The sequence below is a fragment of the Amycolatopsis sp. NPDC028719 genome (assembly GCF_055565395.1).
Genome location: NZ_JBVHUL010000002.1, coordinates 91,894 through 105,855 on the forward strand (window position 1 = coordinate 91,894; position 13,962 = coordinate 105,855).

The 13,962-nt window shown below is 68.1% G+C and carries 18 protein-coding genes; 14 read left to right on the forward strand and 4 right to left on the reverse strand.

Going from position 1 to position 13,962, the window contains the following annotated elements:
* Positions 1-86: 86 nt before the first annotated feature.
* The 14 genes from ACZ4TR_RS08330 (at position 87) to ACZ4TR_RS08395 (ending at position 11,799) form a co-directional block, all read left to right on the forward strand.
* Positions 87-494, forward strand: a complete 408-nt coding sequence (locus ACZ4TR_RS08330; RefSeq protein ID WP_465286396.1) for a hypothetical protein — start codon at positions 87-89, stop codon at positions 492-494.
* Positions 495-523: 29 nt separating this feature from the next.
* Positions 524-850 carry a hypothetical protein gene (locus tag ACZ4TR_RS08335; RefSeq protein WP_465286397.1) on the forward strand — a complete coding sequence of 109 codons (327 nt, stop codon included), beginning with the start codon at positions 524-526 and terminating at the stop codon, positions 848-850.
* 16 nt (positions 851-866) lie between these two features.
* On the forward strand, positions 867-4,139 hold the full coding sequence (locus tag ACZ4TR_RS08340; protein WP_465286398.1) for a hypothetical protein: 3,273 nt from the start codon (positions 867-869) through the stop codon (positions 4,137-4,139).
* Between the two features lies 1 nt (position 4,140).
* Positions 4,141-5,025: a phage distal tail protein gene (locus ACZ4TR_RS08345; protein ID WP_465286399.1), complete on the forward strand. Its 885-nt coding sequence runs from the start codon at positions 4,141-4,143 to the stop codon at positions 5,023-5,025.
* 135 nt (positions 5,026-5,160) lie between these two features.
* Positions 5,161-6,177 (forward strand): hypothetical protein, encoded by a 1,017-nt coding sequence (locus tag ACZ4TR_RS08350; protein ID WP_465286400.1) that lies wholly within the window; start codon positions 5,161-5,163, stop codon positions 6,175-6,177.
* 41 nt (positions 6,178-6,218) lie between these two features.
* Positions 6,219-7,331, forward strand: coding sequence for a hypothetical protein (locus ACZ4TR_RS08355; protein WP_465286401.1), 1,113 nt, complete (start codon positions 6,219-6,221; stop codon positions 7,329-7,331).
* Positions 7,332-7,378: 47 nt separating this feature from the next.
* Complete coding sequence (locus tag ACZ4TR_RS08360) at positions 7,379-8,017, forward strand: hypothetical protein (RefSeq protein WP_465286402.1); 639 nt, start codon at positions 7,379-7,381, stop codon at positions 8,015-8,017.
* Positions 8,018-8,030: 13 nt separating this feature from the next.
* Complete coding sequence (locus ACZ4TR_RS08365; RefSeq protein ID WP_465286403.1) at positions 8,031-8,183, forward strand: hypothetical protein; 153 nt, start codon at positions 8,031-8,033, stop codon at positions 8,181-8,183.
* A 50-nt stretch (positions 8,184-8,233) separates the two neighbouring features.
* Positions 8,234-8,623: a hypothetical protein gene (locus tag ACZ4TR_RS08370; protein WP_465286404.1), complete on the forward strand. Its 390-nt coding sequence runs from the start codon at positions 8,234-8,236 to the stop codon at positions 8,621-8,623.
* On the forward strand, positions 8,620-8,955 hold the full coding sequence (locus tag ACZ4TR_RS08375; protein WP_465286405.1) for a hypothetical protein: 336 nt from the start codon (positions 8,620-8,622) through the stop codon (positions 8,953-8,955). The genes ACZ4TR_RS08370 and ACZ4TR_RS08375 overlap by 4 nt, the downstream gene beginning before the upstream one ends.
* A complete protein-coding gene (locus tag ACZ4TR_RS08380) occupies positions 8,955-9,668 on the forward strand; it encodes a hypothetical protein (protein ID WP_465286406.1) in 714 nt (237 codons plus the stop codon). Before ACZ4TR_RS08375 ends, ACZ4TR_RS08380 begins: the two co-directional genes overlap by 1 nt.
* A gap of 17 nt (positions 9,669-9,685) precedes the next feature.
* Positions 9,686-9,988, forward strand: a complete 303-nt coding sequence (locus tag ACZ4TR_RS08385) for a hypothetical protein (protein ID WP_465286407.1) — start codon at positions 9,686-9,688, stop codon at positions 9,986-9,988.
* Between the two features lie 149 nt (positions 9,989-10,137).
* Complete coding sequence (locus ACZ4TR_RS08390) at positions 10,138-10,317, forward strand: hypothetical protein (protein ID WP_465286408.1); 180 nt, start codon at positions 10,138-10,140, stop codon at positions 10,315-10,317.
* Between the two features lie 720 nt (positions 10,318-11,037).
* Positions 11,038-11,799 carry a GntR family transcriptional regulator gene (locus ACZ4TR_RS08395; RefSeq protein ID WP_465286409.1) on the forward strand — a complete coding sequence of 254 codons (762 nt, stop codon included), beginning with the start codon at positions 11,038-11,040 and terminating at the stop codon, positions 11,797-11,799.
* Between the two features lie 59 nt (positions 11,800-11,858).
* On the opposite strand, the gene ACZ4TR_RS08400 is transcribed toward ACZ4TR_RS08395, so the two are convergent.
* From ACZ4TR_RS08400 to ACZ4TR_RS08415, 4 genes are read right to left on the reverse strand one after another with little or no spacing between them, the layout of a single operon-like run.
* Entirely contained in the window at positions 11,859-12,236 is a 378-nt protein-coding gene (locus ACZ4TR_RS08400) for a hypothetical protein (protein WP_465286410.1), read from the reverse strand.
* Positions 12,233-12,718, reverse strand: a complete 486-nt coding sequence (locus ACZ4TR_RS08405) for a hypothetical protein (RefSeq protein ID WP_465286411.1) — start codon at positions 12,716-12,718, stop codon at positions 12,233-12,235. The genes ACZ4TR_RS08400 and ACZ4TR_RS08405 overlap by 4 nt, the downstream gene beginning before the upstream one ends.
* Positions 12,719-12,760: 42 nt before the next feature.
* The gene (locus ACZ4TR_RS08410) at positions 12,761-13,381 is read right to left on the reverse strand and encodes an AMP-binding protein (RefSeq protein WP_465286412.1); all 621 of its coding nucleotides are present in this window, start codon (positions 13,379-13,381) and stop codon (positions 12,761-12,763) included.
* A gap of 38 nt (positions 13,382-13,419) precedes the next feature.
* Positions 13,420-13,926, reverse strand: a complete 507-nt coding sequence (locus ACZ4TR_RS08415) for an HAD domain-containing protein (protein ID WP_465286413.1) — start codon at positions 13,924-13,926, stop codon at positions 13,420-13,422.
* Positions 13,927-13,962 lie beyond the last annotated feature (36 nt).

The following is a 13,962-nucleotide window of genomic DNA, read 5'->3' on the forward strand; positions in this document are numbered from 1 at the left end:
CCCTAGACGCAGTCCCGTTCCGTGCGCACCTGACGGCGTGCGGAGCGGGGCTGTCCCACCCTTTGTCCTGTCAGGAGGGCCGCACCATGGCCGCATCCGCGCCCCGCAAGACGACCACCACCCGCAAGGCCGCGCCCCGCAAGCGGGCCGTGGCGAAGCCTGCGCCCGACCTCGGCATCGTGCTCGACGACGACGCCGCGCGCGCCGAGGTCGAAGAGCTGATTGCCGACCGCGAGCCGTTGTTCACCGTCGGCGGCGCGACCTACACGATCCCGAAGCGAGTCCCGCCGTCGTGGTCGATGAAGGCGTACAAGATCGCCACCGAGCAGGGCGAGGCCGAAGCGCTGGCCTTCGCGGCGGAGAAGCTGCTGACCGACGAGGCGTGGGAAGCGTTGCAGGACTGCGAGACCGTGACGCCGACGGCGTGGGAGAAAGTGCTCAACGCGCTGGTGGACCGGATTCTCCCGGACGGGGTGCTCGGCCCAAAAGCCTGACCGACGCTTGGCACGAGCGGCTGTCGGCCGTGGGCTGGTTCTTCGATCATCTCGATGACGTGCTGAGCGACATGTCGGCTTTCCACCGGGTCGACGAGCTGGACCAGCTGCCCGCCGCCGTGTTCCTGCCGCGCATGGTCCGGCTCGCGGTCTATGACGGCGCCGTCCGGCACGCGATGCGTCGCACGGTCGAAGCCCCGTCTTCCGCTCATGCGCCCGTTGACGGACCGACCAGGCCGCCGGAACAGGCCGCGCCGGTGCGGGCGCACACCACCGACGAGCTGAAGGCCCTGAACCAGACCCGTGAGTACGGGCCGCTGGGTGTGAATCAGGCCGGGGTCTTCGACTTCGGCTGACCGAAGGGGGCGCGCGGTGACTGCACCTGGTGGCGACGATTTCAAGTTGGCCGGCGCCTACGTCGAGGTCCACCTGAAGGATGAGACTTCCGGCGACGAGAAGCGCATCCGGGCGAAGATCGAGGGCGAAGAGCCGGTCAAGCTCGACACCGCGCTGAAGGACCCGCGTAACACCAAGCTCGTCAAGGAGAAGATCGAGCGCGAGGCCAAGCCGGTCATCAAGCCGGAGGTCGACGAGAAGTCCACACGCGACTCCGCGCGCAAGGCGGGCAAGTCTGCCGAGGACGAACTCGGCCGCTCTGCGAAGAGGGCGAACGCGCAGTTCGACGCCTTGAAGTTCACCGGACTGACCGTCGGTCTCCCCGCCGCCGCCGCAATCGGCGCGGCGGGTGTCGTGGGGTCGCTGGCTTTGGCTGGTGGCGCTTTCGCGGCACTCGGGGTCTACGCGGCGTTGTCCTCGGAACGAGTACAGAGCAAGGTCCAGGACCTGTCGAACCGGGCCAGCGCCGACCTGCGCGGCTTGTCGGGTGTGCTGGAGAACGAGACGGTCACGGCCGTCGACTCGGCCGGTCATGCCTGGGACCGGCTGGCTCCGCAGATACGCGCGGGAGTTGCGGCCTCCGCCCCGGCGGTGCGCGAGCTGACCGGCGCCGCCACCGACTTCGCCGAGAACGCGATGCCCGGCATGGTCACCGCCGTGCAGTCGTCCGAGCCCGCGCTGAAGGGGCTGCACAGCCTCACTTCGCAGGCTGGTGACGGGCTGAGCCTGTTCTTCACCAATGCCTCCCGGGGGAGCGAAGGCGCACGCCAGGGCTTCGTCATCTTCGGCTCGACCATCGCGCTGCTGGAGGCTCGGCTGGGCACGCTGTTCACGAACCTCGCGAATGGCTCGTCAGGCCCGCTGTCGCAGCTGCACGTGATCGTCGATCAGGTCACCGGCGGCTTGAACGACATGACCGCGCAGGGCTCGGCCGTGATCGGGTTCCTCGCCGGGTTCACTGGCACCGGGACTGGCACCGTCACGATGCTGCGGCTGCTGCTGTCGCTGGTGTCGATGCTGCCGCCGCAGGTGGGGCAGTTCGCCGGATCGCTCACCGCTGCCGGGATGATCGCGAGCCGGTTCGGCATCGACGTCGGTGCCGGGTTCAGGGGCATCGGGAACGACATCAAGGCCGCCGACGGGTTCCGGGGCAAGTTCGTCACGGGCCTGGGAAGCCTGGTCGCTGGGGTCACTCCGGTCACCGCTGCCGTGGGCGTGTTCGGGCTGATCCTCGGTGTCCTCGGGCAGAAGCAGGCCGAAGCGGCCGCACGAGCCGCGAAGCACACGCAGGCGGTCAACGACATGACCGAGGCGTACCGGCGCGACAACGGCGTCATCGGGGAGAACGTCCGCCAGACCGCGCTCAAGGCGCTGTCGGACAAGAACGCCTTCTACTCCAACGACCGTCTCGGCGTGTCGATGGGGACCGTGTCGGCGGCCGGCCTCGGCCAGGCGGACGCGCTCAAGCAGGTCAACGACGGCTTCCGCAGCTATCTGGTCGGGCTGGCACAAGCTCACTCGCGCGGCGGCGATGTCACGGACATGGTTTTGCAGCAGGCCGACGCGTTCATGAAGGGGAGCGAGGGTGCGGAGAGCGTCGCGAACGACATGACCGCCGTTCGCATGGCGTCCTTGGACCTCACCGACGCGCAGAAGGCCGAGCTGGTCACCACGCTCCAGAACGTCCGGGCGATCAACGATCAGGCGGGCGCGTCCGCTGAGGGCGCGAAGCGTGCTGCCGACCTCGAAGCCGGGTTGCGCAAGGTCGAGTCCATCGCGGCGCGGGGCACCACCCCGGCCATGTACGCGGCGAAGGCGGCCACGGCGGACCTGGAGACGGCATTCGCTGCGCTCAACACCGCCGGTGGCGACGTGGCGGCCAAGGGCCAGGCGATCATCGAGGTGATGCTGCGGCTGGCTGGGCAGACACCCAGCGTCGAAGAGGCGTTGCAGGCGTGGAACGACGACCTGCGCGGTATCGGCGACGCGTTCAAGAGCCTCGACATCAAGGCCCATGCCAAGGACCTCGTCGACTCCTCGGGCGCGATCAACACCGTCACCGAGGCCGGGTCGAAGCTTCAAGACACCGTCCAGAAGGGCGTGACCGACTTCGCCAGCTACGCGCAGTCCTTGAAGGACGCGGGCACTCCTGCGGCGGAGATCACGCCGAAGCTGGCGGCGATGCGGGGCGAGTTCGAGAAGCAGCTGCGCCAGCTCGGGCTCAACGACACCCAGATCGGGAAGATTCTCGACCACTACGGGATGCTCCCGGCCAAGGTCGTGACGCAGCTGGGCCTCGAAGGTGACACTGAGACACAGCAGCAGCTGACCGATATCCAGTCCAAGCTCGCAGCGGTGCCGGACGAGAAGGGCATCACGGTCGACACCCTGACCGACCCGGCGATCGCCGCGCTTGCGCAGCTCGGCGAGACGGTGGTCAAGCTCCCGAACGGGAAGTTCGCGGTGTTCGCCAACACCGAGCCTGGCCGGGCGGCGGCGCAGGCGCTGCTCGACAAGGTCGGGAGCAGCAACGCCACGGCGACGGTGTTCGCCAACACCAGCCCGGCGGACGGGGCGGTGACGAACTGGAAGAACGTCACCACGCAGACCTCGGGCAGGACGACGACGTACACGAGCACGGACCCGGCGACGGGAATGGTGCGGCAGTGGAAGTCCACGACGGACGCCACCGGCGCGATGACGCACACCTACTCCGACATCAATCCGGCTACCGGCCAGGTGCGGGTGTGGAAGCAGAACGCTGACGGCACTTGGGCCGAGGTGCACGCGAAGGCCGACACGGCAGCAGCTGAGTCGTCGCTGAACTACGCGGCCCGCGACCGGGACTCCTACATCCGTCAGATCGTCGTCGGGACTCCCGGCGGTGGCAGCAACAGCCGCACGGGCCGCGCGACGATGAACGCGGCGGGGAACATCCTGAAGTTCTTCGCCGGTGGCGGATTCGAGGGGCTGACCCCGATTTCTTCGGTGGCGCGAGTCGTGCCCTCGAACACATGGCGCGTCGTCGGGGACAACCCACAGTTCCCGGAGTCCTACATCCCGCTCGACCCGACCTCTGCCCGCTCACAGCGGATCTTGGACGAGACAAACGCGCGGATGGGACGGACCCCGACGATGGCCGGCGGCGGCGTTGTCAACAACATCACGGTGCACACCGCCGCGATGGAGCCCTATGCCGTCGCAGCGGCGGTGTCGGGCGAACTCGGCTGGGCCATGAGGGGAGCCTGATGTGCCTACCTCGGTGATCCTTCCGGTCTACTCGATCGGCAGCTGGTCGGCCAATGTGGATGACGATTACGGTTGCCGTTGGGTGGTGACGGCGCAGACCCTGCACGCCGGCACCAGCCGGAAGCTGCACACCACGGAGCGGCCGTTCGGGATGGGCGCGTATCGCGCACGTTCATACCTGGCGGCCCGCTCCGACACCGTGCAGGGCTGGTGTCAGGCGCCGGACTTCCCCGGCGCAGCGGCTGCACGAGACCGGCTGCTCGGCCTGTTTCCTGACGGCGCGCAACTCACGCTCGTCAAGGCCGACGGGATCTCGACGCGAGAGCTGCTGGTCGAGCTGGACTCGTCGGCGGTAAAGGTCGAAGGCTGGGCCGACGCCCAGGGCTTCGACTGGCAGCTGGGGCTGTACGCCGCCGATCCGCGTTGGCTCGACACGGCCGTGCAGACGACAGGGGCATTCACCGTCGGCGGTCCGTCGACCGATGGGCTCGACTGGTCTGGTGGCTCACCTGGCGGTTTGGACTGGGCCAACGGCGGCCTGGACTGGGGCAGCAGTGGAAACGGCGGCGTGCTGTCGCTGCCCAACCTCGGCACGGCGCCGACGTGGCCGGTCTTCACGATCGTTGGCCCGCTGGCGAACCCGGCGTTCACCAATCCGGCCACCGGCGACGTGATCGCCTACACCGGCACCGTCGAGTCCGGACAGACGTTGGTGATCGACACCAGTCCGTTCACCCGCTCGGTTGCGCTCAACGGCGTCGACCGCTTCGGGTTCCTCGCCTCGGCGCAGTGGATCGAGATCCCGCCCGGCGGTCAAGTGACAGTCCAGTTCTCCGGCACCGGCGCGGGAACCGTCACCGCCACCTGGCAGCACGCCTACAACTGAGAGGGGGCCCGGATGCCCACCAACGCAGCAGCGACCGGCTTTTGGACCGCGATGCCCGGCGGCTCACGCGTCAACAACGCGCGCCAGGGCCGTGCCCTGCTCCAAGCCGTCTACCAGAACAACGACACCACGCCGATGAACGGCACCCGGTCCGGGGTGCTGCCGACGACCTGGGACGCGGCCAATGCTCGGTTCACCGACCTGGCTGTCACCGTCACCTCGGGGCTCAACATGAGTGTGGCGCCCGGAGCGGCGGCGGCGCACCGGTCCGGCCAGGGCCCGTACGAGGGCTGGCTGACCTCGGCAGCGGCCATCGCGTGTGACCCGGCACCGGCCACCAACCCGCGCAACGACATCGTCCTGATGCGTTGGTACGACTCGGCGCAGGGCGACACATCACCGGACGGCAACCCTTGCCGCATCGAGATCATCACCGGCACGCCGGGCGCCGTCCCGGTCGACCCGATCACGGTCAACGGCCTCGGCGTCTACACCAGCTTCCCCACCACCGGCGGCGGCATCGGTATCCCTCTCGCACGGGCCCAGGTGTCGACCGGCGGGGCAATCACGCTGACCCGGTTGCGCCGCTCGGTCGGCGTGATCGGCGCGACGCGCGCGCTAATGGAGGGGGACAGCGACACCGCAGGCAGCGTCGGGGACACGCGCTACAACCCGACGACCGACGTGTTCGAGGTCAAGGACAGCGGTGGCTTCTGGCAACGGATGGCGTTCGGCGACAGCATCCCCCGGGGCACGGTCGGTCAGACGAACCGGGCTACGACGGACGCGGTCAGCGTCACCGAGATCATGATGGACACCCGTTCGGTCTCTGTCGTCAGCGGGCGTCGCTACAAGATCACCTTCTCGTGCCTGCAAGCGGCGAACATCGCTGCCGGGCCGCCGAACGCGACCGTCAACATCCGGTCCGCTTCGGGTGCCTCAGTAACCACGAGCAGCAGTGTGCTGCGCGCAGCCAACATCCGCGTGTTCAACGGCACCAACGAGCTGTTCGAGATGACGGCCACTTACGTGGCGACCGCGACCGAGACGCGAACCTTCGGAGTCTCGGCGACCAGCAACGGTAGCGGGTCGACCGTCACCTTCCAGGGCGGCGGCGGCCGGTTGCTGCTGATCGAAGACATTGGGGTCTGATGACGACTGAGCGTGCGTACACCGCGCTGGCCTACGACACCGTGACCGGCCGCGTGCTGTTCGAGCTGGACCTGGCGAAGGAACCGGAGTGGTCGGCTCGGATCAACGACGTGGGCGGCTGGAAGATCACCGTTCCGCTGCACGGGCAGGTGCGCGCGGCGAAGGTCCGGGAGTGGTGTGTGCCGTGGCGGTTTTCCGTTGCGATCGTCCGTGGGCGCGGCGTGCTGACGGACACCGTGTGTCAGGCTGGCCCGATCTTGCCCTACGCGCCGGACGATGACAGTCCGGAGCACACGGTGTCCGGTAAGGGATTCTGGGAGAACCTGAACCATCGGGTGCTGCACCACCGCAACTGGAACCCTGCTACCGCGCGCATCACCGACAACTCGGCTGACCTGACGATCAACGACAGCTTGCCGAACATCGCACGCGGCATCGCCGACCACGCCACGTCGATGACGTACCGGGCGGGTTCGGCGCTGCCGCTCGATCTGCCGACGCCGACGGCCGTCGGTACGAACACCCGGACCTACCACGGCTATGAAATGGCGTTCGCCGGGCAGCGGTTGCAGGAACTGACGCAGGTGGACAGTGGCCCGGACGTGTTGTTCCAGCCGTACCTCACCGTCGCCGGTGGGCTGCGCTACATCCGGCACCGGATGCTGATCGGCAGTCCGTACCTCGTGCAGCCGGGCGTTCCGCTGCTGTTCGACTACCGCTCCAACCTGGTGAAGCTCACCATCGCCGGGGACGGGTCGGACCAGGCGAACACGGCGTTCGTGAAAGGGACCGGGAACGAGGCCGGCCAGCTCTACGGCTACTCCACCGACACATCGTTGGTGTCGGCGGGCTGGCCGATGCTGGACATGGTCGACTCCGCACACACCTCGGCGTCCGAGCAGTCCACCTTGGACAGCTGGGCGTCTGCTGACGTGGCGCTGTGCAATTCACAGCCTGAGCAGTGGCAGGCCACGGTGCTCGCCGACGCGGATCCGCAGCTGGGCTCGTACCTGCCGGGGCACTTCGCCGACTACAGCGTGAAGAACCACCACTGGCTGAAGAACGGCAAGTACTCCTATCGGATTTTGGGCGTCTCGAACGGCCCGGAGCGAGACAAGGTGCTGCACCAGCTGCAAGCGGTGAGGGGGTCCTAGTGGTCGCGAATCCACCAATCGAGCGCCCCGGCTCGCCGGACTTCCTGGTGAACAAGCTGAACCGGCAGCAGCGCCAGGCGGACGAGCAGGGCCGGCAATCGAAGTACCCGTTCTCCATCTCGCACGGCGGGGTGCCAGACTTCACGGTGCTGCCCAACGCCGACAACTCCGGCGCGATCGTCAGCATCTACGACGGCGCCGGGCACGTGCTGTTCCAGACCGACCCGGACACGAAGTACGGCTTGGCCGCACCGGAGCAGCCGGTGCCGCTGTACCAGGCGATCCCGGGTGTGGTATTCACCCCGAACACCAGCTTTACGCAGCTGTGGACCGGGCAGTTCACGATGCTCTCGTCGAGCTTCATGGGCAAGTGGGTGGTGAGCACCGGCTACGGCGGGGTCGCACCGTCGGCAATCAGCGAGTCGTACATGCGCTTGGCCAACGTGGACAGCAGCTACGCGCAGGTGTCGCCGACCTTCACATCGGCCACGGTCGGTTCCGGCTCGGTTGTCGAGTACGTGACGCCGTGGGCTCTCACGGTTCCCGCGAACGTCATCGGGCAGCGGCTTTACGTCGACATCTTCGCTCGCATGAAGCAGGGCGGCATGTCGTCGTCTGTGGCACTCGTCCCGCAGTTCGCCACCGGGGTGTCTCGGGCAACCGCAGTCGCAAACGGCGCCACCTAGGGAGAAACGCAGCATGAGCGAAGTCAGCTTCGAGCCTGTCAACGACGGCATCGGCAAATTGGTGGTCGGCGAAACCGAACCCGTGCAGTACGACAACGCGCGCGTGACGATGGGGCGCGACGCCGACGGCAACATCGTCGAGATCTGGTTCCTCAAGTCGCCCTGATGCCCTCGACTGCCGTCGTGGACGGCGCTTCATAGAAAGGGGTGTCCGTGTTGACGAGTACCCGAAACCCGTTCGAAACCCTGATCGTCACCGCCTTCGGGCTGTACTGCTGCGTGGGGCTGGTCGCCTTCGAGAAGGTCGCTACGACGACGTTGCGCGGCTATCCCGCCCCGTTCGGACACGTCTTTCTCGCGATCGGGTTGGTGACGTGCTCGGTCGCGCTGACCGGGATCATCCGGGCGGCCACCGTGAAGGGCGTGCTCTGGGAGCGGGCCGGGCTGACCGGGCTTGCCGGTGTCGGCTTCGCCTACGCGTGCTGGGGATTGGGCAGCACCGGCTTGCGGGCGCTGGCGTTCTGCCTGTTCCTCTTCGCGATGTCGGCGGCTGCGGCCTGGCGGGCGGTGCAGATCTCCCGTGCTCGGAAGGTGGCGTTGGCATGAACGACATCCTGACGTGGCTTGGCGCCGGAGGTGGAGCAGCGGCCATCGGCAAGGCGCTCTTCGACATCGTCAAGGCCCGCTCGGACGCCCGCAAGGTCAGCGCCGACTCAGCCGCCGTACTGGTCCAGACGGCTGCCGAGTCCAATAAGGACCTCGGCGAGGACCTGAAGGAAGTCCGCACGGAGCTGCGCGAAGTACGCACGACGCAGCGGCGTCACGACGACGTGCTCCGGGTGCATCACCGCTGGGACGAACAGGTGGTGGACGAACTCCGCAAGCTCGGCGGGTCGATCGCCGATCCGCCGCCGCTCTACCTCCCGGAGGTGCCGTGATGTCCTGGTACGTCGCTCGCAGCCTGGACGTGCTGCTCGGCCAGCTGAACGCGAAGGCGCCGAAGCGCTCGAAAGCGTCCGACGGCTCGATCGGCGACGCGTCGCACTCCGCGCGGGAGAGCGACCACAACCCGACGAGCACGGGCCAGGTCTGCGCCCGTGATTTCACCAACGACCCGGCGGGCGGGCTGGCCGGCCAATGGCTCGCTGACGCCCTGGTGGCGAGTCGGGACCCGCGCATCAAGTACGTGATCTGGAACCACCGGATCATCGACAGCCGCGCCGGAAACCACCCGTGGCAGTGGATGCCCTACAGCGGCATCAACGCGCACGAGCACCACGTCCACGTCTCGGTCTTCGCCGGGGCGCTGGGCGACCAGACGACGCCGTGGAGCCTCGGCGGCACCTCGACTTCCGTGGAGGACGACATGACCCCCGACCAGTCCCGCAAGCTCGACGAGCTGGTGGAGCAGTTCACCGCCAGCCGGGACGCCGACAAGTACCCGGGCTGGGCGCGGCTGGCGCCGGCCACCGTCACGAAGGCCACGCTCGTCGACTTCGTGCGGCAGTCCTACGAGGACCTTCAGAAGGTGAAGACGCAGCTCGACGCGCTCAAGCTCGGCGGCGTCGACATCGACGTGCTCGCCGCGAAGGTGGGCGAGAAGCTGGCCGACCAGATCGCCGACAAGCTGGCCGCGCGACTCGCGGCCTGAACGAAGGGAGCCCGCCCGTGAGCGAGCAGGAGTATCACCCGAGCGCCCAGTTCAACCCGGCTCACCCGGACAACGCCGGTTGGGCGAACGTACCGAAGCCGCCTCAGCTGCCTGCCGAGGCGCAGATCGTCCGGGACTTCACGGATCCGGAGCAGGCCCCTCCTGCCGAGGCCGGGATCGTGCAGGCGCACCAGGACGGCGCGTTCGCGGAGGAGCACGTGGCCATCCCGACGGCTCAGGACGTGCCGAAGCCCGAGCAGGAGCCGGCCAAGGCCGAGCCCGACGACAACACGCAGGGCAAGACGACCCGCAAGCGTTGACCGCTTCGATCTCGGCGCTAACGAAGACGACCCGCCCTGACGCGGGTCACCAAGGCCCCCGCGCTCCCTGGCACTCGATTGCCGGGTTGAGCGCGGGGGCCTTCTTTGTGTTCGATGAGGGATCGGTCCCCAACGGAGAAGGAGTGCCCGTGTCGAGGCAGATCGTCGAGGGCTATCACGAAGCACACCCGCAAGCCATCGCCCTGAAAATCACCGAGATCCTGAACGGACACCCTGATCTTCAGCTGGAGTCGATCTCCATGAGCGAGGGATCGTCCGATGGTGACAGCTGGGTCAACGCGCTGGTGGTGTACGAACTCGGTGACTGACAGCACAGAGCCCCACGGCGGCACCTTGGACGGGGGGATGCCGTGGGGCTCTGGCCTTCACCCGGAGGTGAAGTGGAACCCAGTCGACGCGCGAGGGGAGGCAGACGCGCCGACCGGGAGTCAATCAGTCCTCGTCGTCGGGGTTGTCTGTTCGTCGTGGGTCGTCATCGATGATCCACCAGTTGAGCGCCACGGGCTGTCCTCCTCTCCGGATGAGGAGTCGTCACGTTCCGGTGGCAGTTCAAGCCGCTCACGCTCGACGGGACTCACGATCGGTCCGCCACCTGAGTTCGGCATGAACGTCGTCCAGCTCATCGGCGGCGCGCCTTCGCTCCGCACCACGGGCACCGGTGCTCCTGCCCGATCTCGTCTGCGTCGTGCAGCTCTTCGGCGAAGAAACGGGCAGTGGGGTAGTCCCGGTTCTCTTGGCACCGTGGCACGTACGTCACGTTGGGACCCACCGGTTTGAGGGTCGATAGGGCGAAGTCGTGTATCTGGCCGTCCGCGCTGACGTACCGCTGCACGTACCGAGCCCCGCTCGATCGCGTCTCAGTGACTCTCGTCGTCATCGCCTGCCTCGAACCAGTCCTCGCGTCCCGTGCATGACTCGATCCCTATGCGTCGCGCTCCGCCGCCACTTATCATGACGTCCTGACGAGTTAACTGTCACACGAGGCGGCGAACTGGTCAAGACGAGTTGGCGAGTAGAGAATGGTGGTCATGGTGGACCGCACGAGTGGAGTTCCCGCGTTCCGGCAAGTCGCTACCGATTTGCGGAGGAAGATCAACGCCGGTGAGTACGCACCCGGCTCGAAGCTTCCGAGCGAACGCGAGCTGATCGACGCCTATGGTGTTTCGCGGCCGACCGTCCGCGAGGCGGTGAATCTGCTGAGGTCCGAAGGCGTGGTCAACGTCGAGCACGGTCGTGGCGTGTTCGTACGTCCGCCGTCGAATATCCAGCGGCTGGCTCGGTCCCGCCTCTCACGGGAAGCGCGAGGGCGGAACGAAGGTGCCTTCCTCGCCGACGCCAAGGCCAAGGGCTTCACGCCGTCGAGCAACGTCAAGGTCCGCTTCGAGCGTGCCGACGAACGGGCTGCCGGAATCCTTGGCATCGAGGTCGAAACCGAGCTGACTGTGAGGGACCGGGTGATGCGGGCCGATGGGCTGGTGGCTCAACTCGCGGTGTCCCGGCTGCCTCGCGAGATCACTCGGGGCACCGCGATCGAGAAGGTCAACACCGGCGAAGGCGGCGCGTACGCACGCCTGGAAGAGGCCGGCCACGTCATCGCCTCGTTCGCCGAGCACGTTGGCGCGCGGATGCCGTCTCCGGATGAGGTGACGCTGCTTCAGCTCACCGGCGGCGTGCCGGTCTTGACGATCACGCGCGTGGCCTACGGCACCGACGGCCGGGCGCTGGAGATGAACGACATCGTGGTCCCGGCCAACCTGTACGAGCTGACCTACGAGTGGCCCGCCGACTGACGTCAGGCAGAACGATGCCCCCGGAACCGCGAGGCTCCGGGGGCATCGTCGCGTACCGGCTACGCCGTTGCAGCTGGCGGACGTCCAGCCTGCTCGGGGCGACGCACCACCAGTGCGCCGACGAACACGATCCCGCTAAGCGCGAGCAGGCCCCACCCGAAGCCACGCCGCGTCGACAGCGCGCTGTCGCAGGCCGCCTGGTAACCAGCGGTGCCGTCGGACAACCTCCAGCTAGCCCCGGCGTCGGCCGCGTAGGCGTTGGTCAGCGCGTTGACGTTCGCATCGTGCGCGGCCTGGCTCGTGTCGGTGTGGAACCCGCTCCCGCACGTCACGGACTGCCCGCCGGAGGCGGTCGCCTTCACCGACACCCCGAGCAGGATGAGCGCGCCGAGGGCGACGACGAAGGCGGCGACGGCGACGAACGTGCGGGGCGTCATGACAGGTCTCCAGCGTGATCGAGGACGTTTCCCGCACAGGTCGTGTCGGCGGGCAGCTGTGTTACGCGGCTGGCAGGCGTCAGCGCGGTCATCATGCCCGCCGACGCTGCGCGGGTCCGTTCGGCGCCGATGTCCTCTGCCGTGAACAGCACGGCATCGTGGCCGTCAAGGGCGGGCCGCCATTCCAGCTCGTCGCTGTCTTCGCTGATGCTGAAGAGGCGCCACTGGCCGGGCGTGGGGCGCAGCGCGGCGGCCTGGTCGCCGAAGAAGTGCCGGGTCGCCTCGTCGGCGATCGGCTGGGCCCGGCCGGCGTTGGCGGTGCCGAGGACGAGGACGCCCCGGCCGCTGAGCTGGTGGGTGTTGTCCCAGTCGTCGGCGAGCAGGCCGCCGTCGGCGTAAATCACGCCTGACCTGGTGCATCGCAAGGCCGGCGGTGGGGCCGTCCCCGGCCGGTTGGTGCCGTTCGCTTCGCTGACGAGCATGGCTACGCCCCTATCACTCAGGAGGGCAGCGCTAGATTGTCACTAGTGGTGCTTCACGCACGAGACGTACTGCGCGATGAGCGACCGGCTCGACAGCAGCACCCCCTTGGGGCGCGACTCGGTGCCGGAGGTGTACATGATCCGCACCGGGTCGTCGTCGGCGACGAGGACGTCGGGGGCGGTGCTGTCCCCTTCGGACAGCCAGGGGCCGATGTCCTCCCACTCGCCGCCGCCGCTTTTCAGGATGCGGCCTTTGACCACGTCTCCTCGCTCGGCCAGTTCGAGGGCTCGGGCCGCGGTCGCTTCGAGGGCGTCCTCGGCGACGAAGGCTTTGACTTCGGCGTGGCGGAGGAGGTAGGCGATCTCGTCGGCGCCGAGCATGAAGTTGACGGGCACGAGGAGGACGCCGAGCTTGGCGGTGGCGAAGGCGAGGGCGCCGTACTGCCAGCAGTTGTGGCTCAGCAGGGCGAGCCGGTCACCTTTGCGCAGCCCCCGCGCGGCGAGCGCGCGGGCACAGCGGTTGGCGGCGGCCTCGAACTCGGCGAAGGTGAGCTTGACATCTCCGTCGACGATCGCGAGCTTGTCCGGCAGCCGCAGAGCGGTCCGGCGAAGCAGATCACCGAGCGAGTGCTGCCGGGCGCGGTCGACGAGGTCCTGATCCATCCCGGCAGTCTCGGCCGGGGCGGGGAAACTCGCAAGCTTCAGGCGCGCTGCAGCCAATCGGCGAGGGCGAGGTAGTCGGCGTCGGTGAGACCGCGGCGGGGGTCGACCCGGTGAAGCAGGGCTGGTCCGCGGTGGTGGGCCGCCACCCAGGCCCGGTCCGTGCCGGTGATCTCGTCGTCGACCCAGGCGAACGGGCGCCCTCCGGCCCACGCGACCAGGGCGCGGGTCTTCCAGTGCAGCCCGTGGCGTTCGTCTTGCTCGTCGGCTTCGGACGGTTCGGGCCAGTCCACGAAGGCGAGCGGCGGGAGGCCGATGCGGGGCGCGACCGACTCGTTCGCGTCCGCCATCCACGTCGTCGCCCAGACCGGTTCACAGGGAAGCGCCGCCAGCCGACGGCCGTGGGCCGGGTCCAGCCGGGTCAGGAGCGGATGCGCGTCGGGCGGGAGGTTGTCTCCGTAGGACGGGTAGCTTCCCGCGCCGAAGGGGATGAGCGGTCCGTCGACATCGAGGAAGAGCAGCGGAAGCCGGCTCGGGCTGGACACCATCGCACCGTAGCCGTCAGCCGTGTCGTTTCGACGTCG

Excerpts from the sequence above, each read along its gene's own strand:
- ACZ4TR_RS08330 (WP_465286396.1), top strand. The coding sequence starts at position 87 with ATGGCCGCATCCGCGCCCCGCAAGACGACCACCACCCGCAAGGCCGCG.
- ACZ4TR_RS08350 (WP_465286400.1), top strand. The coding sequence starts at position 5,161 with ATGAACGGCACCCGGTCCGGGGTGCTGCCGACGACCTGGGACGCGGCC.
- ACZ4TR_RS08365 (WP_465286403.1), top strand. The coding sequence starts at position 8,031 with ATGAGCGAAGTCAGCTTCGAGCCTGTCAACGACGGCATCGGCAAATTG.
- ACZ4TR_RS08375 (WP_465286405.1), top strand. The coding sequence starts at position 8,620 with ATGAACGACATCCTGACGTGGCTTGGCGCCGGAGGTGGAGCAGCGGCC.
- ACZ4TR_RS08380 (WP_465286406.1), top strand. The coding sequence starts at position 8,955 with ATGTCCTGGTACGTCGCTCGCAGCCTGGACGTGCTGCTCGGCCAGCTG.
- ACZ4TR_RS08395 (WP_465286409.1), top strand. The coding sequence starts at position 11,038 with ATGGTGGACCGCACGAGTGGAGTTCCCGCGTTCCGGCAAGTCGCTACC.
- ACZ4TR_RS08400 (WP_465286410.1), bottom strand. The coding sequence starts at position 12,236 with ATGACGCCCCGCACGTTCGTCGCCGTCGCCGCCTTCGTCGTCGCCCTC.
- ACZ4TR_RS08405 (WP_465286411.1), bottom strand. The coding sequence starts at position 12,718 with ATGCTCGTCAGCGAAGCGAACGGCACCAACCGGCCGGGGACGGCCCCA.
- ACZ4TR_RS08410 (WP_465286412.1), bottom strand. The coding sequence starts at position 13,381 with ATGGATCAGGACCTCGTCGACCGCGCCCGGCAGCACTCGCTCGGTGAT.
- ACZ4TR_RS08415 (WP_465286413.1), bottom strand. The coding sequence starts at position 13,926 with ATGGTGTCCAGCCCGAGCCGGCTTCCGCTGCTCTTCCTCGATGTCGAC.